28 protein-coding genes, 1 tRNA gene and 1 pseudogene are annotated in these 24,214 nt (G+C 44.6%); 14 read left to right on the top strand and 16 right to left on the bottom strand.

Annotated elements, in window-relative coordinates:
* The first annotated feature begins 3 nt into the window (after positions 1-3).
* Both A9236_RS01235 and A9236_RS01230 read left to right on the top strand, forming a co-directional pair.
* Positions 4-438, top strand: a complete 435-nt coding sequence (locus A9236_RS01235) for a nuclear transport factor 2 family protein (RefSeq protein ID WP_071466128.1) — start codon at positions 4-6, stop codon at positions 436-438.
* A 6-nt stretch (positions 439-444) separates the two neighbouring features.
* Complete coding sequence (locus tag A9236_RS01230) at positions 445-1,062, top strand: DUF2946 family protein (protein WP_071466129.1); 618 nt, start codon at positions 445-447, stop codon at positions 1,060-1,062.
* On the opposite strand, the gene A9236_RS01225 is transcribed toward A9236_RS01230, so the two are convergent.
* A complete protein-coding gene (locus A9236_RS01225; protein ID WP_071466130.1) occupies positions 1,055-2,755 on the bottom strand; it encodes a M48 family metalloprotease in 1,701 nt (566 codons plus the stop codon). The genes A9236_RS01230 and A9236_RS01225 overlap by 8 nt on opposite strands.
* A 23-nt stretch (positions 2,756-2,778) precedes the next feature.
* Here A9236_RS01225 and moaC point away from each other — a divergent pair, with 23 nt between their 5' ends.
* Positions 2,779-3,252, top strand: a complete 474-nt coding sequence (gene moaC, locus A9236_RS01220) for a cyclic pyranopterin monophosphate synthase MoaC (protein ID WP_071466379.1) — start codon at positions 2,779-2,781, stop codon at positions 3,250-3,252.
* A 57-nt stretch (positions 3,253-3,309) separates the two neighbouring features.
* Here the strand turns inward: moaC and A9236_RS01215 are convergent, their stop codons facing one another.
* The 9 genes and pseudogenes from A9236_RS01215 to A9236_RS01175 all read right to left on the bottom strand — a co-directional run bounded on the left by A9236_RS01215 (position 3,310) and on the right by A9236_RS01175 (position 9,881).
* Positions 3,310-3,831 (bottom strand): pilin, encoded by a 522-nt coding sequence (locus A9236_RS01215; protein ID WP_071466131.1) that lies wholly within the window; start codon positions 3,829-3,831, stop codon positions 3,310-3,312.
* A gap of 124 nt (positions 3,832-3,955) precedes the next feature.
* Positions 3,956-4,654, bottom strand: coding sequence for a TerC family protein (locus A9236_RS01210; protein WP_071466132.1), 699 nt, complete (start codon positions 4,652-4,654; stop codon positions 3,956-3,958).
* A 91-nt stretch (positions 4,655-4,745) separates the two neighbouring features.
* Positions 4,746-5,640 (bottom strand): annotated as a pseudogene (gene sucD / locus A9236_RS01205) (succinate--CoA ligase subunit alpha).
* Positions 5,641-5,655: 15 nt separating this feature from the next.
* On the bottom strand, positions 5,656-6,825 hold the full coding sequence (gene sucC, locus A9236_RS01200) for an ADP-forming succinate--CoA ligase subunit beta (RefSeq protein ID WP_071466134.1): 1,170 nt from the start codon (positions 6,823-6,825) through the stop codon (positions 5,656-5,658).
* Between the two features lie 187 nt (positions 6,826-7,012).
* On the bottom strand, positions 7,013-7,393 hold the full coding sequence (locus A9236_RS01195) for a regulatory protein RecX (protein ID WP_236638652.1): 381 nt from the start codon (positions 7,391-7,393) through the stop codon (positions 7,013-7,015).
* A gap of 143 nt (positions 7,394-7,536) precedes the next feature.
* Positions 7,537-8,628 carry a recombinase RecA gene (gene recA, locus A9236_RS01190; protein WP_201721694.1) on the bottom strand — a complete coding sequence of 364 codons (1,092 nt, stop codon included), beginning with the start codon at positions 8,626-8,628 and terminating at the stop codon, positions 7,537-7,539.
* A gap of 119 nt (positions 8,629-8,747) precedes the next feature.
* Positions 8,748-9,281 (bottom strand): DUF2878 domain-containing protein, encoded by a 534-nt coding sequence (locus A9236_RS01185; RefSeq protein WP_071466136.1) that lies wholly within the window; start codon positions 9,279-9,281, stop codon positions 8,748-8,750.
* A 61-nt stretch (positions 9,282-9,342) separates the two neighbouring features.
* Positions 9,343-9,419, bottom strand: a tRNA-Met gene (locus A9236_RS01180).
* A gap of 54 nt (positions 9,420-9,473) precedes the next feature.
* A complete protein-coding gene (locus A9236_RS01175) occupies positions 9,474-9,881 on the bottom strand; it encodes a hypothetical protein (RefSeq protein ID WP_201721781.1) in 408 nt (135 codons plus the stop codon).
* 50 nt (positions 9,882-9,931) lie between these two features.
* On the opposite strand from A9236_RS01175, the gene A9236_RS01170 reads away from it, so the two are divergent.
* Complete coding sequence (locus A9236_RS01170) at positions 9,932-10,543, top strand: MOSC domain-containing protein (protein WP_071466138.1); 612 nt, start codon at positions 9,932-9,934, stop codon at positions 10,541-10,543.
* 63 nt (positions 10,544-10,606) lie between these two features.
* Here A9236_RS01170 and A9236_RS01165 read toward each other — a convergent pair whose 3' ends face one another.
* Positions 10,607-12,277 carry an MFS transporter gene (locus A9236_RS01165; protein WP_071466139.1) on the bottom strand — a complete coding sequence of 557 codons (1,671 nt, stop codon included), beginning with the start codon at positions 12,275-12,277 and terminating at the stop codon, positions 10,607-10,609.
* Positions 12,278-12,451: 174 nt separating this feature from the next.
* On the opposite strand from A9236_RS01165, the gene ggt reads away from it, so the two are divergent.
* Positions 12,452-14,050: a gamma-glutamyltransferase gene (gene ggt, locus A9236_RS01160; RefSeq protein WP_071466140.1), complete on the top strand. Its 1,599-nt coding sequence runs from the start codon at positions 12,452-12,454 to the stop codon at positions 14,048-14,050.
* On the opposite strand, the gene A9236_RS01155 is transcribed toward ggt, so the two are convergent.
* Positions 14,037-14,666, bottom strand: a complete 630-nt coding sequence (locus tag A9236_RS01155; protein WP_071466141.1) for a trimeric intracellular cation channel family protein — start codon at positions 14,664-14,666, stop codon at positions 14,037-14,039. The two genes, ggt and A9236_RS01155, sit on opposite strands and share 14 nt — an antisense overlap.
* An 89-nt stretch (positions 14,667-14,755) precedes the next feature.
* On the opposite strand from A9236_RS01155, the gene maiA reads away from it, so the two are divergent.
* On the top strand, positions 14,756-15,448 hold the full coding sequence (gene maiA / locus A9236_RS01150; RefSeq protein WP_071466142.1) for a maleylacetoacetate isomerase: 693 nt from the start codon (positions 14,756-14,758) through the stop codon (positions 15,446-15,448).
* On the opposite strand, the gene A9236_RS01145 is transcribed toward maiA, so the two are convergent.
* Together A9236_RS01145 and A9236_RS01140 are read right to left on the bottom strand one after the other, a co-directional pair.
* Entirely contained in the window at positions 15,416-16,345 is a 930-nt protein-coding gene (locus tag A9236_RS01145; RefSeq protein WP_071466143.1) for an AEC family transporter, read from the bottom strand. The genes maiA and A9236_RS01145 overlap by 33 nt on opposite strands.
* A 12-nt stretch (positions 16,346-16,357) precedes the next feature.
* Complete coding sequence (locus A9236_RS01140) at positions 16,358-16,882, bottom strand: gamma carbonic anhydrase family protein (protein ID WP_071466144.1); 525 nt, start codon at positions 16,880-16,882, stop codon at positions 16,358-16,360.
* Between the two features lie 103 nt (positions 16,883-16,985).
* On the opposite strand from A9236_RS01140, the gene A9236_RS01135 reads away from it, so the two are divergent.
* On the top strand, positions 16,986-17,348 hold the full coding sequence (locus tag A9236_RS01135) for a Rap1a/Tai family immunity protein (RefSeq protein WP_071466145.1): 363 nt from the start codon (positions 16,986-16,988) through the stop codon (positions 17,346-17,348).
* A gap of 47 nt (positions 17,349-17,395) precedes the next feature.
* The gene (locus A9236_RS01130; protein ID WP_071466146.1) at positions 17,396-17,683 is read left to right on the top strand and encodes a glycine zipper domain-containing protein; all 288 of its coding nucleotides are present in this window, start codon (positions 17,396-17,398) and stop codon (positions 17,681-17,683) included.
* 44 nt (positions 17,684-17,727) lie between these two features.
* Here A9236_RS01130 and A9236_RS01125 read toward each other — a convergent pair whose 3' ends face one another.
* Together A9236_RS01125 and A9236_RS01120 are read right to left on the bottom strand one after the other, a co-directional pair.
* Positions 17,728-18,117 carry an OsmC family protein gene (locus A9236_RS01125; RefSeq protein ID WP_071466147.1) on the bottom strand — a complete coding sequence of 130 codons (390 nt, stop codon included), beginning with the start codon at positions 18,115-18,117 and terminating at the stop codon, positions 17,728-17,730.
* Between the two features lie 43 nt (positions 18,118-18,160).
* Complete coding sequence (locus A9236_RS01120) at positions 18,161-18,571, bottom strand: rhodanese-like domain-containing protein (protein WP_071466148.1); 411 nt, start codon at positions 18,569-18,571, stop codon at positions 18,161-18,163.
* A 58-nt stretch (positions 18,572-18,629) separates the two neighbouring features.
* Between A9236_RS01120 and A9236_RS01115 the strand changes: the two genes are divergently transcribed.
* The 6 genes from A9236_RS01115 to lnt all read left to right on the top strand — a co-directional run bounded on the left by A9236_RS01115 (position 18,630) and on the right by lnt (position 24,185).
* Positions 18,630-19,892 carry a putative Na+/H+ antiporter gene (locus A9236_RS01115; RefSeq protein WP_071466149.1) on the top strand — a complete coding sequence of 421 codons (1,263 nt, stop codon included), beginning with the start codon at positions 18,630-18,632 and terminating at the stop codon, positions 19,890-19,892.
* 67 nt (positions 19,893-19,959) lie between these two features.
* Positions 19,960-21,306, top strand: coding sequence for a tRNA (N6-isopentenyl adenosine(37)-C2)-methylthiotransferase MiaB (gene miaB, locus A9236_RS01110; protein ID WP_071466150.1), 1,347 nt, complete (start codon positions 19,960-19,962; stop codon positions 21,304-21,306).
* Positions 21,296-21,775 carry an rRNA maturation RNase YbeY gene (gene ybeY, locus A9236_RS01105; protein WP_071466151.1) on the top strand — a complete coding sequence of 160 codons (480 nt, stop codon included), beginning with the start codon at positions 21,296-21,298 and terminating at the stop codon, positions 21,773-21,775. Before miaB ends, ybeY begins: the two co-directional genes overlap by 11 nt.
* Before the next feature lie 37 nt (positions 21,776-21,812).
* On the top strand, positions 21,813-22,649 hold the full coding sequence (locus tag A9236_RS01100; protein WP_071466152.1) for an HlyC/CorC family transporter: 837 nt from the start codon (positions 21,813-21,815) through the stop codon (positions 22,647-22,649).
* Positions 22,650-22,657: 8 nt separating this feature from the next.
* Positions 22,658-23,017, top strand: coding sequence for a hypothetical protein (locus A9236_RS11200; RefSeq protein ID WP_236638651.1), 360 nt, complete (start codon positions 22,658-22,660; stop codon positions 23,015-23,017).
* A gap of 10 nt (positions 23,018-23,027) precedes the next feature.
* On the top strand, positions 23,028-24,185 hold the full coding sequence (gene lnt, locus A9236_RS01095) for an apolipoprotein N-acyltransferase (protein ID WP_236638650.1): 1,158 nt from the start codon (positions 23,028-23,030) through the stop codon (positions 24,183-24,185).
* Positions 24,186-24,214: the final 29 nt, after the last annotated feature.

Raw genomic sequence — 24,214 nt, 5'->3', positions numbered from 1 at the left:
GCCATGACCAAACTAGCCAGACTCTTTCACAACGCAGATGATGTAGTTGAGGCTTGGCGTGATGCGTTAAAGCATCGTGACGTCAAAGGTGCCTTAGATATTTGGCTAGATGATGATTCTATTACTTGCGTACTACCTGAGGGTCATCGCCTCAGTGGTCACGCAGAGATTCGGGAAGGCCTAGAAAGGCTACTGTCAAAGCAAGCCTTATTTTTAGAACCAATTGCTTGCATTAGTCACTCTATTCTAGGCGCTGCTGTATATGACACAACTGAAGCCGTTCATTTAAGAGCGGATCAAGTTGAGGCAGAATTTTTTCTCAACATTACTTTAGTACTCCTACAAGACAGTCAGGGTTGGCGTATTGCCCACCTTCACGCCAGTCGCTCGACAGACGACACTTTTGACGCACCGTCAACACCTCACGGCTTACATTAATTCAAGATGGATGAGCAAGTACTGCGCTCACTCATTAAATGGCCAAATGTGCCAGATTGCTATGGCTGGCTTGCCTTAGATCGCAGAGGTCAATGGCGTATGTGTGATGAGTTTGCTCAGCAGAATCAATTACCCGGCCAGGTAATTAAACATGTTTCTTTAAATGAATTTATTTCCCGCAATTACGCTAGCGACACATCGGGAAGGTTCTTTTTTCAAAATGGTCCTCAGCGAGTATTTATCACGCTAGCGGCAACACCCTGGATAGTTCGCATGACCCCGAGCGAACGGGGCTCGAAATTGATTACCCAATGCCAAGGTGAAATCAAACCAAGTGCCGCGCTTAGCGATGAGCATGGCAATATTTATATTGTTGGATTACTTCAACAGACGGTTTACAAAGATTTGGACGCCAATCAATTTGAGGTTGAGGATTGCGAAGGTATTGCCCTCTTGCATGATCATGACTTAGACCAATTCTCCGAGTTAGCCAAACTTCATGAAGCAGCTTGTAGCTTTGGTGGATCGTGGAATTGGCATGGTGAGCAACTGCCTCTAGACCCCATTCACTCACAAGAATTAGGCAAACGATTTGGCTTTATCCAGAAACCACAGGCTAACTAGGTAGCTGCTTTTTCTCTTTCAGCTCGTCGTTGTACTGCCTTTGCATTTCTCTCAGGCGAGCATCAATCGTTGAGCCCTGATAAAAATCAGAGCCTGCTGCAGCTCTAGCAATTCTCATCTGCTCTAAAGCAGAGGGCCAAGCCCCCTCAAGCGCATATTTTTCACCGAGGGCATAGTGACGCATTGGCACATTATTAGCTTGATCATATGCTTTAGAAAGTAGACTCCACCAAATCACCTCATTTGGCTGGGTTTTAGTGCGAGCTTTTAGCCAAGTAATGGCATCATTTGTTTTTCCCAGCTTCAATTCTGCATTCACCATTGCTACAGCGGCGGCATAAGACTGGGGATATGCTCGCAAAGCAGACTGGGCAATCTGTAAAGATTCATCATTTTTGCCTTTAGCTAGCGCAAGCTCCGAAGAGGTGATGTCCAAGGAAAGACTTTGACGCTGAGCTGTTGAGCCAGTCGAACTATATTTCTGAGATAAATTGCGGGCCTGCTGTAAATTGGCCTCAGCCACATCTATCTTGCCCTGTCGTTGTGCAATGAGTGCCAAGCCATAGAATCCCTCCATCTGCTTTCCAATGGGGGCTTGTTTACTCAAACTTTCAAATACATTCTTGAGGTCATAAATACCGCTTGATGTACCAGCCTGCTCCATCCTTGCGCGGGCTTTAATGAAAAAGAATTCAGCAGTTGCAGGCACAGTATGCTGAGGCACACTACGAACTCGGTCTTGCATGTCAGCAATACGGTCGGTAGTTAATGGGTGAGAGCGCACATAGGTTGGCACACCCTTATCCATAATTCCAGTGATTTTTTGTAGGCGCTGGAAAAAATCTGGTGCGCCATTGACGTCGTAGCCACTCGCATTGAGAATCTGAAAGCCTACACGATCAGCCTCACGCTCAGCATCCCTCGAATAGGAAAGTTGATTATTGATTGCTGCGGCTTGGCCACCCTGCATCAAGCCGCCAGCCGCCTGAGGGTTGCGTGACATTGCCAAAGCACCAAGCACCATCCCAGCTAGTGCAATCATAGTATTAGTGGTTTGCCTATCCATCTGACGGGCAAGGTGACGCTGCAAAACGTGTCCAGTTTCATGACCCATCACAGAAGCCACTTCAGAATCTGTTTCTGCATCCACAATCAAGCCTGTATGAAAACCAATGAAGCCACCCGGCAATGCGAATGCATTAATACTGGAATCTTTAACGGCAAATATTTCAAAGTTATAGGCACCACTACCCTGTTCATTAGCACCACCAAGTTGTAATTTTTTGGCAGTCTGAATGAGGCGTCGTTCCATTTGATTCAGGTAGTCATATAGCGGCAAGTCATTGGAGTAATCCGGATCGGGCCGAATCTCGCGCATGATCAGTTCACCATACTTACGCTCATCAATACGACTTAAAGCATCACCACCAGGGTCACCCATATCTGGCAAAACAATATTAGGCTGAGTTTGAAGATTATTACGAGTGGGGGCATTAGCAGGACGAGCATCAGGAGACTGCATCGCTCGACCAATATTCTGAATAGCGGCGGAGTTACCCTCCACTGAGACATCGCCTACAGCCGATGCAGCAGATGAAACGCCAACCCCAGAAACCTCAAGGGATAGCGCTAGCAAAAATGCCAAAGCACGCTTAAATACAGATATTTTTTTGGATGACTTTATGTCTTGCATCCCTATATGGTAAAACTTATCCTATGAACAAACTAACTCATTTTGATAGTAGTGGGCAAGCCCACATGGTAAACGTTGGGGATAAGCCCAACAGCCACCGTATAGCTATTGCTACCGGCAAGATTACGATGCTCCCCGAAACCTTCAAAATGGTTGAAGTAGGCACTCACAAGAAGGGGGATGTTCTTGGGATTGCCCGTATTGCAGGCATCCAAGCATCTAAAAGAACCGCAGATCTGATCCCCCTCTGCCACCCACTCTCGCTTACTCACGTTAGCCTTGAGTTTCAGTTAGAGAAAAAAACTAGTAGCATTACCTGCCAAGTTAGAGCTGAAACCACTGGTCCAACTGGGGTGGAGATGGAAGCGCTCACCGCGGTCCAAGTTGCCCTACTCACAATCTACGATATGTGCAAAGCAGTAGACCGAGGCATGGTTATGAGTGACATCAAACTATTAGAGAAGAGCGGCGGTAAGTCTGGAGAGTGGAAGATCTAAATAAATAAGCCACTTATAGTGGCTTATTTATTACAGCGATATTTTTCTTATTCTCAATTATTTACTAATTCTGCACTCTGAAGGCAGAAGTTGAGAAATCAAATTGGTCTCAGTCGATCTGCATGACCAGCCACCAGCCCAAGTAGAACCTTCTGGTTTTGATAAATCAATTGGTCTTGGAGAATTAGCATCTGGCTCATTTGTTGGCACCAGATGTAAGGTATTTTTCCCCTCGGGAGCCACGCTAATTTGGTAGTCGATGGCGATTGCTCCCGATGGAGTCACTTCAATTAACTTCACACTACGTGTCGGAGTAAATGTAAATGATCCATTGGTAGCCTGATCCATTGCTACGGTACCGCGACTAGCAAAGGCCTCTGTCACCGCAAGCTTGGCGCTAGAAGAGAGATTCATGCCTTCTACAACGCGACTACGAGCTATGTAATCCTGATACTGAGGTACCGCAACCGCCACCAAGATTCCAATAATGGCAACCACCACCATTACTTCTATCAGAGTAAATCCAGACTCTTTCTGGCTCTCTTGATTAACTCGATAATCTTTATTTGAACTTTGCATATTTTCTTGCTCCAAGGGTTAAACCCTCATCATCCACTCTATAGTTCTTTATTTATATAGAGTTAAATGCCAGAAAAGCCGACTTTTAGGGTCGGCTTTTCTTTTTTCTGAGCAGGGTAAATGACTAATGAACAAGTTTTTTTTGATTTCTCTTTTTTAAATACAAGCCCAAACCAACTACTATCACAACGCCTGCCACCTGGAAAAACTCCTCAACTTCACCAAAACTAGACAATACTAGTTGATGAATAAAAGGCTCCTCCACAAACATATCGCCAGCTAACATTCCCAGCAATCCCGCACCCATCACAATAATTGCGGGAAAACGCTCCATTAGTTTGATTAACATTGCGCTTCCAAAAATGATCACTGGAACGCTCACGCCAAGACCTAAGCAAAGCAAAAACAAACGAGCACCTTCAGGAGCCTTTTGAGCTGCAGCAGCTACTGCAATCACGTTATCTAAACTCATCACTAAGTTAGCGATCAAAATTGTCTTAATAGCATCCCATAAGCTAGCTTGAGAGGCTGTGTCGGGATCTTCGTCACCCTCGGACATCAACTTGACACCGACATAGATCAATAAAAATGCACCAAACACCTTAATGAAAGGAAGTTTTAAAAGGGTAACTGCCAAATAAGTAAAGCAAACCAAAATCACAATAGCGGCAACGCTACCCCAGATCATGGCTAATTTTTGCTGCGCTTTAGGTAAAGCACGTGAAGCCAAAGCAATCACCACTGCGTTATCGCCAGAGAGCAAGATATTCGTGAGAATAATTGATCCCAATGCAAACCAAAAACTTCCGGAACTTAAATCCATATTGTCTCCATTTTCATTTATATGACTACAGCCCCACGAGGGGCTGTAGCTATTCGTATTTATATTAATACGTCACTTTTGCCAAAGAAATTTATAACATAGCTTTTAATAAAGCAGCCATCTCAGATGGGTTCTTAGTTACTTTGAAGCCCACACTCTTCCATTACGGCGAGCTTGGCATCAGCAGTATCTGCACCACCGGAAATTAATGCGCCGGCATGGCCCATACGCTTCCCAGGAGGCGCAGTTACGCCAGCAATAAAGCCAACCACTGGTTTCTTCATGTTTTCTTTGCACCAACGAGCTGCTTCAGCCTCGTCTGGTCCACCGATTTCACCAATCATGATGACGGCATCGGTTTCTGGATCTTCGTTGAACATACACATGATGTCAATGTGCTTTAACCCGTTGATTGGGTCTCCACCAATACCAACTGCTGTTGATTGACCTAAGCCAATTGCTGTCAACTGACCAACTGCTTCGTAAGTCAAGGTACCGGAACGACTAACAACTCCGATGCGGCCTTTCTTATGAATATGGCCAGGCATGATGCCAATCTTCAGTTCGTCTGGAGTAATGATGCCTGGGCAGTTAGGTCCAAGCAATAAAGTCTTCTTACCGCCAGCCGCTTCTTTTGCGCGCATCTTGTTACGCACTTCAAGCATGTCACGCACTGGAATACCTTCAGTAATACAAATAACGAAGTCGAGGTCAGCGTCTACTGCCTCCCAAATCGCAGCAGCAGCACCGGGAGGCGGAACATAGATTACGGAAGTAGTTGCGCCAGTTTGCTGAGCTGCTTCTTTAACAGTTCCATAAATTGGAATATTAAAAATAGACTCGCCTGCTTTTTTAGGGTTCACGCCAGCAACAAAACAGTTTTTACCGTTTGCATATTCCTGACATTTTTCAGTATGGAACTGACCAGTCTTACCAGTAATACCTTGTGTAATAACTTTGGTGTTTTTATTAATCAAAATAGACATATCGAAATTCCCGGATTATTTGTTTTTGGCAACAGCAGCAACTACCTTGGTAGCAGCTTCAGCCATTGAATCGGCGCTAATAATTGGCAGGCCAGAGTCAGCCAGAATCTTCTTGCCGAGCTCTTCATTTGTGCCCTTCATACGCACAACCAAAGGTACCGTCAGGTTTACTGCTTTACATGCAGTAACAACGCCGTCAGCAATCACGTCACAACGCATAATGCCGCCGAAGATATTGACCAAAATGGCTTCAACGCTTTTGTTTTTCAACATAATTTTGAAAGCTTCAGTCACTTTTTCTGCTGTGGCACCACCACCAACGTCTAAGAAGTTTGCAGGCTCGCCACCGAATAACTTAATGGTGTCCATTGTCGCCATTGCCAAACCAGCACCGTTCACTAAACAGCCGATATTGCCGTCCAAAGAAATATATGCAAGATCAAATTTAGAAGCTTCGATCTCAGCAGCATCTTCTTCATCGATATCGCGGTATGCAACGATTTCTGGATGACGGAATAATGCGTTTGGATCAAAGTTGAACTTCGCATCTAACGCCTTAATCTTGCCGTTACCTTCCAGAATCAATGGGTTGATTTCAACCAATGAAGCGTCGGTTTCCCAGTAAGTCTTGTACAAGTTCTTAAATACATCGCGAGCCATAGGAATAGAGGCATCCGGAACACCAATGCCCTTAGCAACGATATCGCAATCCGCATCTGTCAATCCAATCAATGGATCAACAAATACTTTAATAATTTTTTCTGGGTGAGATTCAGCCACTTCCTCAATGTCCATACCGCCTTCGCTAGAAGCCATGATCACATTTTTTTGTGTGCCACGATCTGTAACGATACTGAAGTAGTACTCTTTTTTAATATCTGCGCCGTCTTCGATTAAGAGGCGGTTAACTTTTTGACCCTCTGGTCCTGTTTGATGGGTCTTGAGTTGCATACCCAAAATTTCAGAAGCATATTTCTTCACTTCGTCCATGCTTCTAGCCAACTTCACACCACCGCCTTTGCCGCGTCCACCAGCATGAATCTGAGCCTTAACAACCCAAACTGGGCCGCCTAGTTTCTCAGCAGCTTTCACCGCTTCTTCAACACTAAATGCAGGAATGCCGTTTGGTACAGGCACATTAAATTGGCGCAGAAGTTCTTTGCCTTGGTACTCATGAATTTTCATAATTACTCCGAAACGGTATCTTTTTTAGCAAGCAATGAGGATTAATAAAGCAATGTCGTCAAAATCCTATACTTACCCTGAATTTAGCTAAATTAGCTAATTTTGAATAAATGCGAGCGGTTTTACCGACTTCTCAAGTCTAGCATGCTGCAACGCGGCAAATTGCGTCCGCAGATCCGTAATTGCCCTAATCTGGACATTGGCCGCCGATCACCTTAGCGACCACATCGGCACCAAATCCTTTGGATGCCAAGAAGCGATATTGCCTAGTGCGCTCTTTTTGATCTTGCGCTTTTTCCCCATACTTTCTTGCCCACAAATCGTAAGCGCGCTGAAACTCAGTCTCCTTAAGGGCCCCAAGAAGTTTGGCAGACTGCTTTGTGTCTACACCTGCTCTCTCGAGCTCGTCAGCAATCTTACGCATGCCATAACGCTCGCTACGCCTTCGAACTAAAGCCTCAGCAAAGCGCTCATCCGATAACCAGCCTCTGGCCTCAAAATCATCTAAGACTGCCTCAATACTTAAGGCAGTCGCTTGCGGGGTTTGCTCGGGTTGCTCACCCCCCACGCTTCGCCCATCTTGCTTCTGATTCAGAAAGCTTCGCCTTCAAACCTTTGCGACTGTATTCTCGGAGAGATAAAAGGCGCAAAGCCCGAGCTTTGAGACTCGGGCTTTGTTTAGGTTTTTTGCTACCTAATTCTGACATCGAATTATTCGACTTCCTCTTCCTCGCTGAGCACGTCAGTCACTACTGCTGAACCAGACTTCACGCCTAATTTCTCGCGGATTCTTGTTTCTATATCTTTTGCAATTGCTGGATTTTCTTTCAAAAACTCACGCACATTGTCTTTGCCCTGACCAATGCGATCGCCGTTATAGCTATACCAAGAGCCTGACTTCTCAACGAGATCAGCTTCAACACCCATATCGATGATTTCACCTTCTCTAGAAATACCGGCACCATACATGATGTCAAAAATAGCTTCACGGAATGGGGGAGAAACCTTGTTCTTGACAACCTTCACACGAGTTTCATTACCGACAACCTCATCACCTTTTTTGATACTACCGATGCGACGAATATCCAAGCGCATAGAAGCATAGAACTTGAGCGCGTTACCACCAGTAGTAGTTTCTGGAGAACCAAACATCACACCAATCTTCATACGAATTTGATTGATGAAGATTACCGTTGTATTGGTACGCTTAATGGCACCAGTCAATTTACGTAAGGCTTGACTCATTAAGCGAGCCTGCAGGCCTGGCAATGAATCGCCCATATCGCCTTCAATCTCAGCCTTTGGAACCAATGCGGCAACCGAGTCAATGACGATTAAATCAATGGATCCTGATCGCACTAAAGCATCAGCAATCTCTAAAGCCTGCTCACCAGTATCCGGTTGAGAGATCAATAAATTATTCACATCTACACCAAGGCGTGATGCGTACTGCACATCCAATGCATGCTCAGCATCGATAAACGCACAAGTACCACCAAGCTTTTGCATTTCTGCAATCGCGTGCAAAGTTAAAGTAGTTTTACCTGATGATTCTGGGCCGTAGATTTCAATCACGCGACCACGTGCAAGACCACCAACTCCCAAAGCGATATCCAAACCGAGTGAACCACTCGACACCACTTGAATGTCTTGACTAATTTCAGCATCGCCCAATCTCATGATTGAACCCTTGCCAAATTGCTTCTCAATTTGCGCCAAGGCTGCTGTTAATGCTTTTTGTTTGTCTCCGCTCATTCCCTCAAATTCTGAGGAGGCTGATTTTCTTTTGTCATCCAAGGCCATTTTTAATTCCCTTTTCGCTATGTATTGGGCTTTTTCCCGAAGTTTTATCTACTGTGTAACAACTTATGGGTTACTGTATATAAAAACAGTAGTCTTTGCAAGCGACTTTTTAAAGGAATTTACAGATTTTCTACTAGGCCACGTTCGAGCGGAGTGCGATCCCAATAGAAAAACAAGGGAATGGCTACAGCCCAAACCACACCAACCAGGATAAATCCAATAGTTTGACCACCAGGGCCCCAGGCGCCAGCTCCCATCCGAATCCCTGCCTCATAAGACATGGGGCCACAAATCCCCCCTAAAAAAGCCCCTAAAATGGGTCTACCGCGGAGCCAAGATAAAGAGCCATTAATGGTGGTAGCTACCAAAACCCAGAGCACCCACATCCACGCTGGAGATATATAACTTCCAGGCCAGGCATCCTGAAAGTTTAAATAGCCCAAATGAACTATCAGGGTATCGGCCAGAATCCCATAAATTAGGGCCTTACTTAAGAGCCGCATTGAAGTGGCAGGCTCATCCAAGCGCCAAACGTGAAAGGCTATATAAGCCAAGGTAGCAAGAACAGCCCAAAACACCTGTTTATTAGCTGCGCCCAAAACACAGGCAAACCAACCGAGCTGGAAAAAGACAAAATTCCAAAATTTAGCCATATCAAAGCACCCAACCAGCCTAAGAAAAAGGCCACTGCCGCGGGGCAATGGCCTTTAGATTTGGTGGCGAATCAGGGATTTGAACCCCGGACCTGCGGATTATGATTCCGTCGCTCTAACCAGCTGAGCTAATTCGCCGAACTGGTAATTATAAATGATAGGAGAGACTCTGTCTAAATAAGACTCTGAGGTCTATTTAATCTTAAAAATACTGACCCCTTGGTCACGGCCATACTGAACATCAACCTCAATTGCCTTGGCTAAAAATAGCTTTTTCAGTACTTCGTCCTTGTTTTCAAAGGTGATGGCTGTTTGCTCTGGGTAATGCGAGAAGGGATCACTCATTGTTTCAACCGGCACCCCATCAATTTTGATCTGTTTAATAGAGCGCTTGTACAAACGATCCTTTTGGACAAAGATTAAGCGCTTTACATATTTATCAAGGACTAACTTTTGGCCTTGCTCATTCACCTTGAAGTAGTAGACCAACTCATCCTTGCCATTGATAGTCATGTCCCGCTCTTCATCCCATTTAGCAAATGCGACTGGAGCAATAAGCATGTAAAAGAATATCGTGGCTAGCAGCACAGAAAGGCGCATTATTTACTTTCATGGTTTTATAACGTAGATCTTATCAATCAATTTCATATATGCGCATCCTATCGATCTCGAGCGGAAAAGTACTCCCTCTATTTGGCAATCACCATCCTAACTACAAATCTGTTGCTTCAGCCATTCATAAAAAAAGCATCAGCAATCTAAAGAATCCCATCTCGGTTGAGATCAATCATCTTGGAGTTAAAGGTGATGAGCAAGCAGATCTGAGCGTACATGGTGGAATTGAAAAAGCAATTTATGTCTACCCAGCAGAACACTATGCATTTTGGAACGAACTACTTAATCGTGAAACTAAAAAATCCGTTTCTCTTGAGTATGGCGCAATGGGTGAGAATTTCACCATTGAAGGCTTACTAGAAACCGAAGTCTTCGTTGGCGACAAACTCATCATTGGGGAGCTCGCATTTGCCGTTGTCAAACTCCGTGAACCTTGCTTCAAATTTAATGCTGCCGTTGGCTATAAAGGCGCCAGTAAAGCGATGCTCCAGTCAGGCTATAGCGGCTGGTACCTACGAGTTCTCAAGACGGGGATGCTTACTGCTGGAGCCTCAATCACCTTGATTCCAGGATCAAGAGATACCTCGATTGCGCAGCAAAATAAAAATTTATTAGGCAATCGCAATCAAAAAGGCTTATGGGAATAAAAAACCCGATCATTTTGTGATCGGGTTTTTTCGTTACCGCAGACTAAAGATACTTAAATCTGATTAGTCACGTGCATAAATATCTACGTCTTTAGTTTCACGTATGAACAATGTACCGATAACCAAAGTCATTGCAGCAATGATGATTGGATACCAGAGACCGTAGTAAATGTTACCGTTTTGCGCAACCAAGGCAAAGGAGATCGTTGGCAATAAGCCGCCGAACCAACCGTTACCAATATGGTAAGGCAATGACATAGAGGTGTAACGAATGCGAGTTGGGAACATCTCCACTAACATCGCAGCGATTGGGCCATAAACCATAGTTACCAATAGCACCAAGTAAACTAACAAGAGCAATACAGCAACATAATTAATTTGTGCTGGATCGGCTTTAGCTGGATAACCCTCTTTGTCCAAAGCTGCGCGAATCGCCTTTTTGAATTCAGCATCTTTCGCTTTTGCTTCAGCAGGATCAATACCTTTTGATGTGTAACCAGGAATTTCAACATCACCGATTTTCACAACAGCTATAGTTCCTGCTGGAGCGGCAACAGTAGTGTAGCTAGCGGAGTTAGCAGCCATCACTTGCTTTGCAATATCACAAGAGCTAGTGAATTTCGCTGTACCAGTTGGGTTGAACTGGAAGGTACATTCAGCTGGGTCAGCAGTAATAGTTGCTGGTGCGGTTGCCATTGCTTTTTCTAACGCTGGGTTAGCAAAGTGGGTCAAGGCATTAAATACAGAAACTGGTGTGTTAGGGATGTAAGTAATCACAGCCAATAACAAACCACCCATAATGATGACCTTACGACCAATCTTATCCGACAAGCTACCAAATACCACAAAGAATGGCGTGCCGATTACTAATGAACCAGCAATCAACAAGTTTGCAGTCTTAGCGTCTACTTTCAACACTTGTGTGAGGTAAAACAAAGCATAGAACTGACCGGTGTACCAAACCACTGCTTGACCTGCAACCAAGCCAAACAATGCCAAGATCACAATCTTCAAGTTCTTCCACTGACCAAATGACTCTGTCAATGGCGCCTTAGATAACTTACCTTCTTCTTTCATTTTCTTGAAAGCTGGTGACTCATTCATGGACAAACGAATCCAAACCGAGACCGCCAACAATGCGATAGAAACGATGAAAGGAACACGCCAGCCCCAAACATCAAAGTCTGGGCCAGTGAATTCACGTGTGAACAAAATCACAAGCAAGGAGAGGAACAAGCCGAGAGTGGCTGTTGTCTGAATCCAAGCAGTATATGCACCACGACGACCGTTAGGAGCGTGCTCTGCAACATAGGTTGCAGCACCACCATACTCACCACCCAAAGCTAAACCTTGAAGCATACGCAAAGCAATCAAGATAACTGGAGCAGCAACACCAATCGTTGCATAGTTAGGCAAGATACCTACGATAAAGGTAGCGCCACCCATTAAGAGGATGGTGACCAAGAAGGTGTACTTACGACCAATCAAATCACCCAAGCGACCAAACACCAATGCGCCAAATGGACGCACGATGAAACCGGCAGCAAACGCTAGCAAAGCGAAAATGAAGGCAGAGCCAGCATCTAAGCCTGAGAAGAATTGCTTAGCAATAATTGCAGCAAGTGAACCGTAAAGATAAAAGTCGTACCACTCAAAAACCGTACCTAATGAGGAAGCAAAAATAACTTTGCGCTCTTCAGCGGTCATTGGGGCTGCTTTAGTTGATGTTGACATCAGTAGCTCCTAACTATTTTTTTTAATGAAGTAAAAACAACGGGTCGATTATGCTTTGAAAAAAATCAAAGAAATCCACTACTTAGGGTAATTCCTCATCAATTAAGGGTGGGGTTTTCCCGAGCTCTACAATGTAATAAATGCTAAACAACATTGAAAGCGGAGATTAAATAAATGCAAGCCAAATGGGGAATTCGAGGAATGGCTGTAGCGCCGCACTCACTCGCATCGGAGTCGGCGCTAGCGGTATTGAGAGAAGGCGGTAATGCCCTAGAAGCAATGGTTGCAGCGGCAGCCACTATCGCTGTGGTCTATCCCCACATGAACTCAATTGGCGGCGATTCTTTTTGGGTTGTCCACTCTCCAGGCAAGGCAATGGGCGGCATCGATGCCTGTGGCGCAGCTGCTGGCTTAGCCACCAAGCAATGGTATGCAGAGCGAGGCGTCACTAAGGCGATTCCATTTCGCGGCCCAGTCGCAGCCAATACAGTTGCTGGCACGATCTCTGGCTGGGGTGCAGCGCACAAATTATCTCAGCAGGGTCTAGGCGGCAAAATTCCCCTTTCACGTCTTTTGGCTGATGCCATCTATTACGCAGAAGCTGGTGTGCCAGTTACCTTTAGTCAATCGAGTCTAACCGCAAAAAAACGTGAGGAACTGAGTCCTATTCCTGGCTTTGCAAAAACGTTTCTCGTTAATGGCAAAGCGCCAGCGGTAGGTAGTATTTTTAAACAAGGACGTCTTGCTAAGACCTTGCGTCAAATTGCAGAAAAGGGAACTGATGATTTTTATCGCGGCGACCTTGCAACCATATTGGGCAAAGAGCTCGAGGCTATTGGTAGCCCACTGCGATTAAGTGACTTGCAGCGTCATCAGGCAAAACTAATTGATCCGCTTGAGCTCAAACACAGCCTTGGCAACGTTTACAACATGATTCCACCAACACAAGGCGTAGTCTCCTTGATGATTATTGGCATCCTTGATCAATTGAATTTAAAACGGTTCAAGGTAGATAGCGCTGAATATGTTCATCACTGCGTTGAAGCCACGAAGCAAGCATTTAAGATCCGCGACCAATTCGTTACTGATCCTGCTTATATGACAAAACATGCGCAATCTTTCTTGTCGCCTGCATTCTTGAAAAAACTGGCAAAAAATATTGCCCCAAATAAAGCTTTACCGTGGGGTCAAGGTAAAGGGCCTGCAGATACTATCTGGATGGGAGTGATTGATGGTGACGGTAACTGCGTGTCATTCATTCAAAGTATTTATCACGAGTTTGGTGCCGGAATTGTTTTACCAAAATCAGGCGTGAACTGGCAAAACCGTGGTTGCAGTTTTTCTCTAGATCCAAAAACACTCAATCATCTTGAGCCCTATCGCAAGCCATTCCACACCTTAAATCCAGCAATGGCCTTATTTAAAGATGGGCGTTCAATGGTTTACGGAACAATGGGCGGGGATGGTCAACCACAAACACAATGTGCAGTATTTACGCGTACAGCAACTTATGGGCTTGATCCACAAGATGCTATCAGTCGTCCACGCTGGTTACTAGGACGCACCTGGGGTCAAACCAGTGATAGTTTGAAGTTAGAGTCTCGCTTTAGTCCTTGGGTTGCAAAAGAGCTGCATGCAATGGGCCATGAAATTGAAATGCTCGATGCATTTGATGAGACTGTTGGTCATGCAGGCTGCATCATTAGGGAACCATCCGGCACATTACGTGGCGGCTGGGATCCTCGCAGTGATGGAGCTGTTAGCGCGTTTTAGTAATAAATAATTTTGGTACGCGCAGATCCCAATAAATTGCAGCTGCGCGTAATCCAAAGATTGCCAGCATGCACAACACTGAACCTTGAATCGCATATTGCGGAGCGAAGTTTAGGATCAATACATAGGCGCAACATCCTAACGTTACTGGAATCGCATACAGCTCATGCGACATGATGAGTGTTTTTCTGCCAGCCAAAATATCACGAATCAGGCCGCCACCAATCGCCGTAATCACACCGAGGATGACTGGGGCTATGGGCAAACCAAAATCCATACCCCATGCTTTATCTGCACCCTGAATTCCAAATAGCGCTGCCCCAAACCCATCGATGTACAGCATCCATCGATAAATTTGGGGTTGAGTAAAAAAGGATTCGGCAACAAAGGTCAATACACTCGCAGCCAATGCAAGCCAGACGTAAATTTGATTCTCTGACCAAAAAACAGGTACCTGCAAAATAATGTCACGAATGGTTCCCCCGCCAATTGCAGTAATGAGGCCAAGAACCAACACGCCAAAGAGATCGACTCCACGATCGGCAATCGCCAGAACGCCCGTAACAGCAAACGCCATTGTTGCGATCACACCAATCCAAAATTGAATCTGTTCCATAGCAAATAGTCTAAAGCACTTTGTCCAAACTCAACCTAAACTAGACATCATCAATATACTAATCAATACCAGCTCATTAAGAGATTGATATGAATGCAATTAAACCTAAGCTATATAGTTTTTGGCGCAGCTCTGCAGCCTTTAGAGTTCGTATTGCCCTCAATCTCAAAGGCATAGACTATGAAGTGATCCCCGTCCATTTAAATAAAAATGGCGGCGATCAACTTTCAGAGGCATACACCAGCAAGAATCCCAATCGTCTAGTACCGCTTTTCGATGATGGGAAAACTCATATTCATCAATCATTGGCGATCATTGAGTACTTAGAAGAAATGCAGCCCAATCCGTCGCTACTCCCTACCTCATCTATTGATCGTGCATGGGTACGCGCTCTTGCTTTAGATATCGCTAGTGATATTCACCCTATCGATAATTTAAGAGTCTTGCGCTACTTAATAAAACAACTGGGAATTAGTGTAGAAGCAAAAAACACTTGGTATCAACATTGGATAACCGTTGGCTTAGCTAGCTTAGAAAAGCGCCTCAGTAGCGACAGACGTGTGGGTCGCTTTGCCTATGGTGATCAACCGGGTCTCGTTGATATTTGCTTAGTACCGCAACTATTTAATGCCTTAGCCAGCAAAATAGATTTAAGTCCTTATCCAACACTCGTGCGTATCTTAAATGAATGCATGGGGCTTCCTGCTTTTATCAGTGCCTCATGGGAAAAACAAATAGATGCGGAAGGATTAAATCCCGCCATTCCACCACAGGCAAAATGACAGGGTAAGCAAGGAACCCACCGTGGTAATCAATACCACCCGAGAAATAATGCTGCCATCTGCTTTGTAATACTGGGCCAACATAAACGGTCCTGTACCCGTTGGTAAAGCACTCAAAATGACAATCGCATTTAACCAAAGTGTGGGTAATTTCAAAATCGGACCAGCAATTACCCATGCAATGATGGGTTGAATAATGAGTTTGGCAATACTAATACCCCATGCTTGACTAGGTACTGTTTTACTTTTTTGCAGCAAAAATAATCCGATCGACACTAAAGCGCAAGGAGTCGCAGCTGCAGCTAAAAATGAAATAATTTGTGCGATGGGGTCATACATCGGTGCATTGCAAGACGCCCACAGTAAGCCGGCAACTGGCGCAATCAAGAGTGGATTACTACAAAGTGATCTCAGCACACTCAAAATAACTTCATGGGACTTTTTATGAGACAAGATCCCAATCTCAATTAATACTGTAGCCAACGCAAACATCACAAAAACAATGAAAGTTGCAATGATGGCGGGCGCTAATCCATCTTGCCCCAAAGCTAGCGCACAAAGGGGGATGCCCATGTAACCCGTATTTGAATAGGAGGCGCTGAGGCCATTAAAGCTCGCTGCCGCTAAGTCCCCACTTCTCCAATAGCTCGCACCAAGTACCAAAACAAAAACAATCAGACAACTTAAAAAGAAAGCAGTGATGAATTCTGGTTGCCAAAGTGTTTGCCATCCACTATTGGCTGCAAAATTAAAAAGTTGGGCTGGTAAGGCCAACCAAACTACAAAGCGATTTAGCTCAATCGATGCACTCTCGCCTAATTTACCTGCGCGACCACAGACATACCCAATCAGTATGAGCGCAAATACAGGTAGGACTACATTAAATACGTAGAGCAATTGATTTAAATCTTAAGAGATCTTCTTCAAAGTTTTGATATAGCGCTGAGCATTTTTTACATAGCGCCCAGCAATCGCACCAATACTATTGATTTGCTCCGGACTTAACTCTTTAACTGCCTTAGCAGGCGAGCCAATAATCATTGAGCCATCAGGAAATTCTTTTCCTTCGGTGATGAGTGCACCAGCACCAACTAAGCAATGCTTACCAATCTTGGCACCATTCAAAATCACTGCGCCGATACCAACTAAGCTACCGTCGCCAATATGGCAACCATGCAACATGACTTGGTGACCGACAGTCACACCCTTACCAATGATGAGCTCATAACCAGGATCGGTATGAAGAACAGATGCATCTTGCACGTTACTGCCCTCACCAATTTGAATTAGGTCGTTATCGCCACGGATAATAACTTTGGGCCAAATATTGGCGTCCTTGTGAAGCTCTACTTTACCAATCACTTCTGCACTTTCAGCAACCCAAGCGCCCTCAGCAAGTTGAGGGACATTTCCATCTAGTTCAAATATGGCCATAAATTTATTATCAATTCTCTAGGGTCATCCCTAATCACATAGAGATATCATTATTGCAATGTCCTAGTTTATGATAGTTCCACATACATATAAGGGAGAACCCATGAAGAAAGTCCTCGTAGTTTTAGCCGCTCTTGCAGCATTTTCTGGCCTAGCGCAGGCACAAGAATCCGTCAAAGTTCTCAGTACACAAGAGCTCGTCAACGTTTGCAAGCTTCCAGCCAGCCCAGAATCACGTAGCTTCTGTATTGGTTATTCAACTGCAATTTATGACACGTATCTAGCTACACGTCATCCCCAGCGTGCAAAACCATTTATTTGTGTAAAACAGCCAGCTCCAGGTCGTGATGAAGTTATTGCTGATTTTGTAAAGTTTGGCCAAGCCAACCAACAAGTTGCTGATAAACCAGCCTCGGGTGTTTTCTTGGGCTTCTTGGCCGCACGCTTTCCTTGCGCCAGAAAATAATTCAGACAAGCAAATCAATTCAAAATTAATTTAAAGGATCCGTTGATATGAAAAAAATTATCGCGATTACCGCAGCAGTTCTTACAGTAGCTGGCTGCTCAAATATGAGCAATACTGAACAACGTACATTATCTGGCGCAGGTATTGGTGCAGCAGCTGGCGCTGTTGGTACCGCCATTTTCCATGGCAATCCAATTTGGGGTGCCGTTGGTGGCGCAGCGGTTGGTGCAGCATCTGGCTATGTATACGATGCTTACAAAAAAGAGCAGGCATCCGAATACAACGCTGGTTATAACGCTGGCAAGACTAACAAGCCTGCAAACGCACCAAACTAATTTAAAGCTTTAAAGTATTACAGCATCAGAATGCCCAGCTTGTATTAATTTACAAGCTGGGTTTTTATTTGGATGTCACCTGCCAAGGCCTTATGAATCGGGCACTTATTAGCAATTTCGATTAAACGTACTTTCTCTTCCGCACTTAAGCTGCCAATTAATTGGATATCACGGGTAAACGTCTCAACATCATCTAGACGCTCAATATCTACCGTCACAATCGCATTCTCCAAGCTCATCGACTTACGACCTGCATACATTTTTAATGTCATGCTTGTACATGCAGCCAATGCCGCACCCAGATACTCGTGCGGAGTAGGGCCAGTTTCTGTGCCGCCATTGCTGGTGTACGCATCTGATAAAAAATGTAAATCTCCTACCGTCAATTTTTGCTGTAAAGGTCCTTCACCGAACTGCGATACCACTTTTTTCATGATGTCTCCAATTATCTCAAGTCACTATTTTCTCATTACTCATTCAAGCCACAGTAGGCTTACTTACTTTTTCAGCTACTGGCAATCCAGCTTTTTTCCACGCGCTATAGCCACCCTCCAAATGAGAAACATTAGGAACCCCCATTCTCTGTAAGGTCTCAGTTGCTAAAGCTGATCGCCAGGCAGAAGCGCAATATAAAACTAAACGCCTACCTTCGCCAAAAATAGGTTTGTAATACGGGCTGTCTGGATCAACCCAAAATTCCAGCATGCCACGTGGTGCATGTAACGCGTTTGGAATCATGCCTTCACGCTCAAGCTCGCGAATATCCCGAATATCTACAAATACCGTATTGGGATCAGCCAATAATTTCTGCGCTTGATCTAAGGGCACCGTTTCAACCTGCGCCATTGCATCATTAATCAGCGCCTGATATCCAATCTTCAATTTCACCAAAATCTCCTAAAGTGAAAGCATCCCAAATCATTGGGCCACCTGCTAACATTCTGCTATGAACTTTACCCCTACAGAACTTGGCGCAAGCATTATTTTTGCAATTGCCGTCCTGCACACCTTTTGCACAGGTTATTTTGAGTCTTTAGCCAAAAATTCTCCAAGGCATGCCGGTCTTTGGCATCTCTTAGGTGAGGTAGAAATCGTCTTCGGTTTTTGGGCTGCTGTACTTGTGATCTATATGTCTCTTATAGACAGCCTGGGCTCTGCTAAAGCATATTTAGACCAACGAAACTTTACTGAACCCTTATTTGTTTTTGCCATCATGATTGTGGCGGGTAGCAAGCCTATCTTATTTGTTTCCACACAAATCCTACATAAGCTTGCACAAGGGCTACAGTTTTTATTACGTACCCGTAGCGCACCAACGCTTTATTTTTTAACGCTTGGCATGACCCCACTCCTTGGCTCACTCATTACAGAGCCCGCAGCAATGACACTGGCCGCATTTCTGTTGCGCGACTTAGTCTACCGTCACAAATGCTCGAAGACTTTACTCTTTGGAACTTTGGGTGTTCTTTTCGTCAATATCTCAATTGGCGGCACGCTTACTAATTTTGCCGCGCCCCCTGTGCTGATGGTTGCCTCTACTTGGCAATGGAGTTCAGCATTCATGTTTTCTAACTTTGGATTGGAATCATGCATTGCTATTTTTATCAATGCCCTAGCGGCAACTTTGCTGTTTCATCAGCAGTTGATTGAACCCAACACCGCTAATAAAGAAAATAGAATACCGTTCGCAGTAATTTTCATGCACCTCCTGTTTTTGTTTGGTGTGGTCATGTTTGCACACGATCCGATTATTTTTATGTGGTTATTGCTGTTTTTTATTGGTTACACCACCGCCTATCCAAAACATCAAAGCCCGCTAATTCTCAAAGAAGCTTTACTGGTGGGCTTCTTCTTGGCTGGATTAGTGGTCTTAGGAGGCCTTCAAGGGTGGTGGTTACAACCAATCCTTGAGATGATGAGTCCTACGGCGGTGTTTTATGGCAGCTTAACGCTCACAGCGATTACCGATAATGCTGCGCTGACCTATTTAGGTTCGCTTGTTACTGGAACCTCATTGGATTTCAAACTAGCCTTAGTGGGCGGAGCAGTGGCTGGTGGAGGCCTTACAGTCATTGCTAATGCACCAAATCCTGCTGGCATCGCCATACTCCGCAGCCATTTTCCTGGCGGCGCTGTGTCAGCTGTCTACCTGCTACTGGCCGCAATACCGCCCACACTGGTTGCAATTGCGGCTTACCGACTCTTATAAGAAGGTCAAACCCGTTCTCACAGTAAAATCTGAGCTTCGCCCCCAGCTATAAACCTGAGAACGGCATATGAAAAAGCTCTATATCAAAACCTTTGGCTGCCAAATGAACGAGTACGACTCGGGCAAGATGGCAGACCTCCTCCATGCTGATGAAGGCATGGTCATGACTGACACTCCCGAAGATGCGGATGTCGTACTCTTAAACACGTGCTCGATTCGAGAAAAAGCGGAAGATAAAGTGTTTTCTGATCTGGGTCGCTTACGTGAACTCAAAAAAACGAAGCCTGATTTATTAATTGGAGTTGGTGGTTGTGTTGCCAGTCAAGAAGGTCAACAAATCGTTAGTCGTGCGCCTTATGTAGATGTGGTGTTTGGTCCACAGACATTACATCGCTTAACAGACCTCATTGCTCAGCGTCGAAAAACTGGAGTTTCTCAAGTAGACATTTCTTTCCCAGAGATTGAAAAATTTGATCACCTCCCTGCCTCACGCCAGACCCGTGGCTCAGCTTATGTCTCGATCATGGAAGGCTGCTCAAAATATTGCAGTTACTGCGTCGTGCCTTATACCCGTGGTGAAGAAGTATCTAGACCGTTTGATGATGTCCTGACCGAGGTTGCTGGACTTGCCAGCAAGGGCGTCAAAGAAATTGTTCTTCTTGGGCAAAACGTCAATGCCTATCTTGGGAAAATGGGTGGCACCGAAGAGATTGCTGACTTTGCGCTTCTCATTGAGTACATTGCAGAAATTCCTGGGGTTGAACGCATACGCTTTACAACCAGTCACCCGAAAGAATTTACACAGCGCTTAATCGATGTTTATGCAAAGGTACCAAAGCTTGTAAGCCATCTTCACTTGCCCGTACAGCATGGGTCAGACACCATGCTATCGGCGATGAAACGTGGCTATACAGCGCTTGAGTACAAAAGTATTATTCGCAAGATGCGCGCTGTTCGTCCAGACCTCACCCTCTCTAGCGACTTCATTGTGGGTTTCCCAGGAGAAACTGATGCGGACTTTGAGAAACTCTTAAAGATGGTTAGAGAACTAGAGTTTGATAATAGCTTTTGCTTTATCTTTAGTCCGCGCCCTGGAACGCCAGCTGCAAACTTAAGCGATGACACGCCCTACGAAGTGAAGCTGAAACGCTTGCAAACATTACTTAGCGTGATTGAAGGACAAGCCAATCACATTAGTCAAAAAATGTTAGGTAATACCGAGAAGGTATTGATTGAAGGTTTGGCAAAAGATGGCGTAAACCTGCAAGGGCGCGCTGAAAATAATCGCGTGATTCACTTCAAAGCACCCGCTCAAAATATTGAGCCTTTCATTGGCAAAATGGCTGATATACAGATTACCGAAGTACTCAACTACACCCTGAGAGGGGAATTAGTAGGGGCCCATGCAAACTAATCCTAGGCCAAGTAACTCCAAGCTCGTTATCGACATTCAATTTGCAAGCCCTGCAATTGAGTCTACGATCGAAAAGACCGCCTCTAATGCGCTAATCAAGAAGTGGATTAAATCTACGACTAATAAAGAGGGTCTATTGACGCTGCGCTTTGTAAATGCAGTTGAGGGTAAAAAGCTGAACTTTGAATTTCGCAAAAAAGATTACGCTACCAATGTTTTAACCTTTCCTTATGAGCATTCGAAAGGTCATGTTGTAGCGGATATTATTTTTTGTCTGCCCGTGATTCAGAAAGAAGCGAAAGCACAAGGCAAGACGTTAAAGGCGCACTTAGCTCATTTAATTATTCATGGCTGCCTGCATGCCCATGGATTCGATCACGAAGTAGAAAAAGACGCCAAAAAGATGGAGGCTCTAGAAATTGCCCTCCTTAAAAAATTAGGCTTTGCTAACCCCTATCTGTCGCTGTAATTCTTAATCTGACACATTTCTACGCTATTCTTGCAAGATGTCTGACCCCAAATCCCTATTAGATCGCTTAGCTGATTTTTTATCTCCTCAACCGACTAGTCCTAGTGAACGTCGTCAAGAGCTGATTGATACACTCCGCGAGGCCCAAATAGAAGGCCTCATTGATGCCGATGCACTGTCAATGATTGAGGGTGTATTTCAAGTAGGCCAGCTATCTGCAAGAGATATCTTGGTGCCGCGCGCGCAAATCGATTGGATTGATATCAATCTACCCCTTTCTGAAATTGTAAAAAGCGTCATTGAAGCTGCACATTCTCGCTTTCCAGTATTTGAAGGAACTCGTGATAACGTCATCGGAATTCTGCTTGCCAAGGATCTACTGCGCCACTCCACTGAAAAAGATTTTCAGGTGCGCGACTGGTTACGTCCAGCAGTATTTATTCCTGAATCAAAACGTTTAAGTGTTTTATTGCGTGACTTTAAAGACAATCGCAATCACTTAGCTGTAGTCGTTGATGAATACAGCGGAATCGCAGGCATCATCACCATCGAAGATGTTCTAGAGCAAATTGTTGGTGACATTGAGGATGAACACGATATTGATGAAGAGGCGGATAACATCATTTCTTTGGATAACGGTGATATTCGCATCAAAGGAATTACTGAACTCGAGCAGTTAAATGCCAAGCTTGGCACTCACTTTGCAGTTGAAGACATTGAAACGGTTGCTGGTCTTGTAATTCAGCATCTAGGTCGCGTTCCTAAAATGGGCGAGCTCATTGAAATAGAAGGTATTGAATTTGAAGTGCAGCGCGCTGATCCACGGCAAATACATATCTTGCTGGCGCGACAAGCATCCAAAAAAGCTGACTAAGGACCCCCTTGCTTAAGCAGCAATCCTCTAAGAGTATTTATGCAGCACAAGTGCTGATCCTTTTTTCATTAGGCGCATTACTCGCTGGAGCTGCAGAACTGCCTTATGGCGGCTGGATTCAGATTCCAATTCTCAGTTTTATTTGGTGGCAACTAGATACTCAAAAATCTAAGTCCTTCAAAAACTTTTTTGCTCTTGGATTTGCTTTTGGGCTTGGCTACTTCGTAGTTGGCTTGTGGTGGCTCTATATCAGCTTGCACGATGTAGGTGGCATGAACTCGCTGCTTTCATGTGTGGCCGTATTTTTACTTTCAGCTTATGTAGCACTCTATTTTTTTGTCCGCAACAGCATCAATACGTCTTTTTAAAAACACCAGCATGCTTGGATTATTTCTAGCGTCTAGTTGGGTAGTAAGTGAGTATTTACGTGGCGAAATATTTACGGGTTTTCCATGGATGGGGCTTGCTGAGGCGCAAGTGAATGGGCCTTTCGCTGCTATTGCGCCTTATGTAGGCGGTCTAGGTTGCACATTTTTAACTGTCTATGTCTCTTGGCAAATCACCAGACTCAAAAATGCATTCTTAAATAGTGCTACATCAATAATCTTCATTAGCGCACTAACAATCATTTCAAGCCTATGGAGCTTTACCAAGCCAACTGGTGAACCCATTACCGTTGAATTAATTCAGGGAAATTTTGCTCAAAGCCTCATATTTAGACCTGAGGGTATATTGAAGCAAATTCAGTTCTATGATGCCTCAATATCGCAGTCACTGGCAGAGCTGGTAGTTGCTCCAGAGACTGCTTTTCCCTGGCCAGAACATGACTTACCTAGCGGTCTTATTGAGAACTTGCAAAGCCTATCGAATCGAACGGGCAATAACTTTCTCTTTGGAGTCATTGGTAGAGCTGCTGATGCAAGAAATGGTCGAGAGTATTCCAATCGTGCACTAGGCATCTCGCAGAATTCGCCAGCCTATCTCTATGATAAAAATCATTTGGTACCTTTTGGTGAATTTATTCCACCTGGTTTTCATTGGTTTATTAATGCTTTTAGCGTTCCCTTAAGCGACTTTGCAAGGGGCGGAAATGATCAAGCCAACTTCACTATTCGAAGAAAAAATCAACCCTCGCTTCATGCAGCCATCACTATTTGTTATGAAGATGTTTTTGGTGGTGAACTTGCCAGTCGAATTCGGCGCAATCCAGAACCTACCAATCTCTTGATTAACTTAACTAACTTGGCTTGGTTTGGTCAATCTCAAGCACCCGCTCAACAATTACGACTCTCGCAATTGCGCTCCCTAGAAACCGGTATGCCAGCTTTGCGTGCTACCAACACGGGCATTACCTCAGTACTGGGACCCAATGGGAAGATCTTGCAATCCCTGCCAGAATTCACCCAAGCAAGTTTAAGCGCCCAAGTGCAAGCCTATTCTGGTAAAACGCCTTATGTCCTCTGGGGAAATATCCCTATTTTGAGTATTTCCAGCCTCCTGCTGATCTGGGGCTTTATTCGTCATCGACGTTTTTAGTCATTTTTGACTCTGCAGCATCCTAGCCA

The sequence above is a fragment of the Polynucleobacter sp. QLW-P1DATA-2 genome, assembly GCF_001870365.1.
GTDB lineage: Bacteria > Pseudomonadota > Gammaproteobacteria > Burkholderiales > Burkholderiaceae > Polynucleobacter.
The sequence above is the reverse complement of the archived record's forward strand: the minus strand, read 5'-3'. Positions and strand labels throughout refer to the sequence as shown.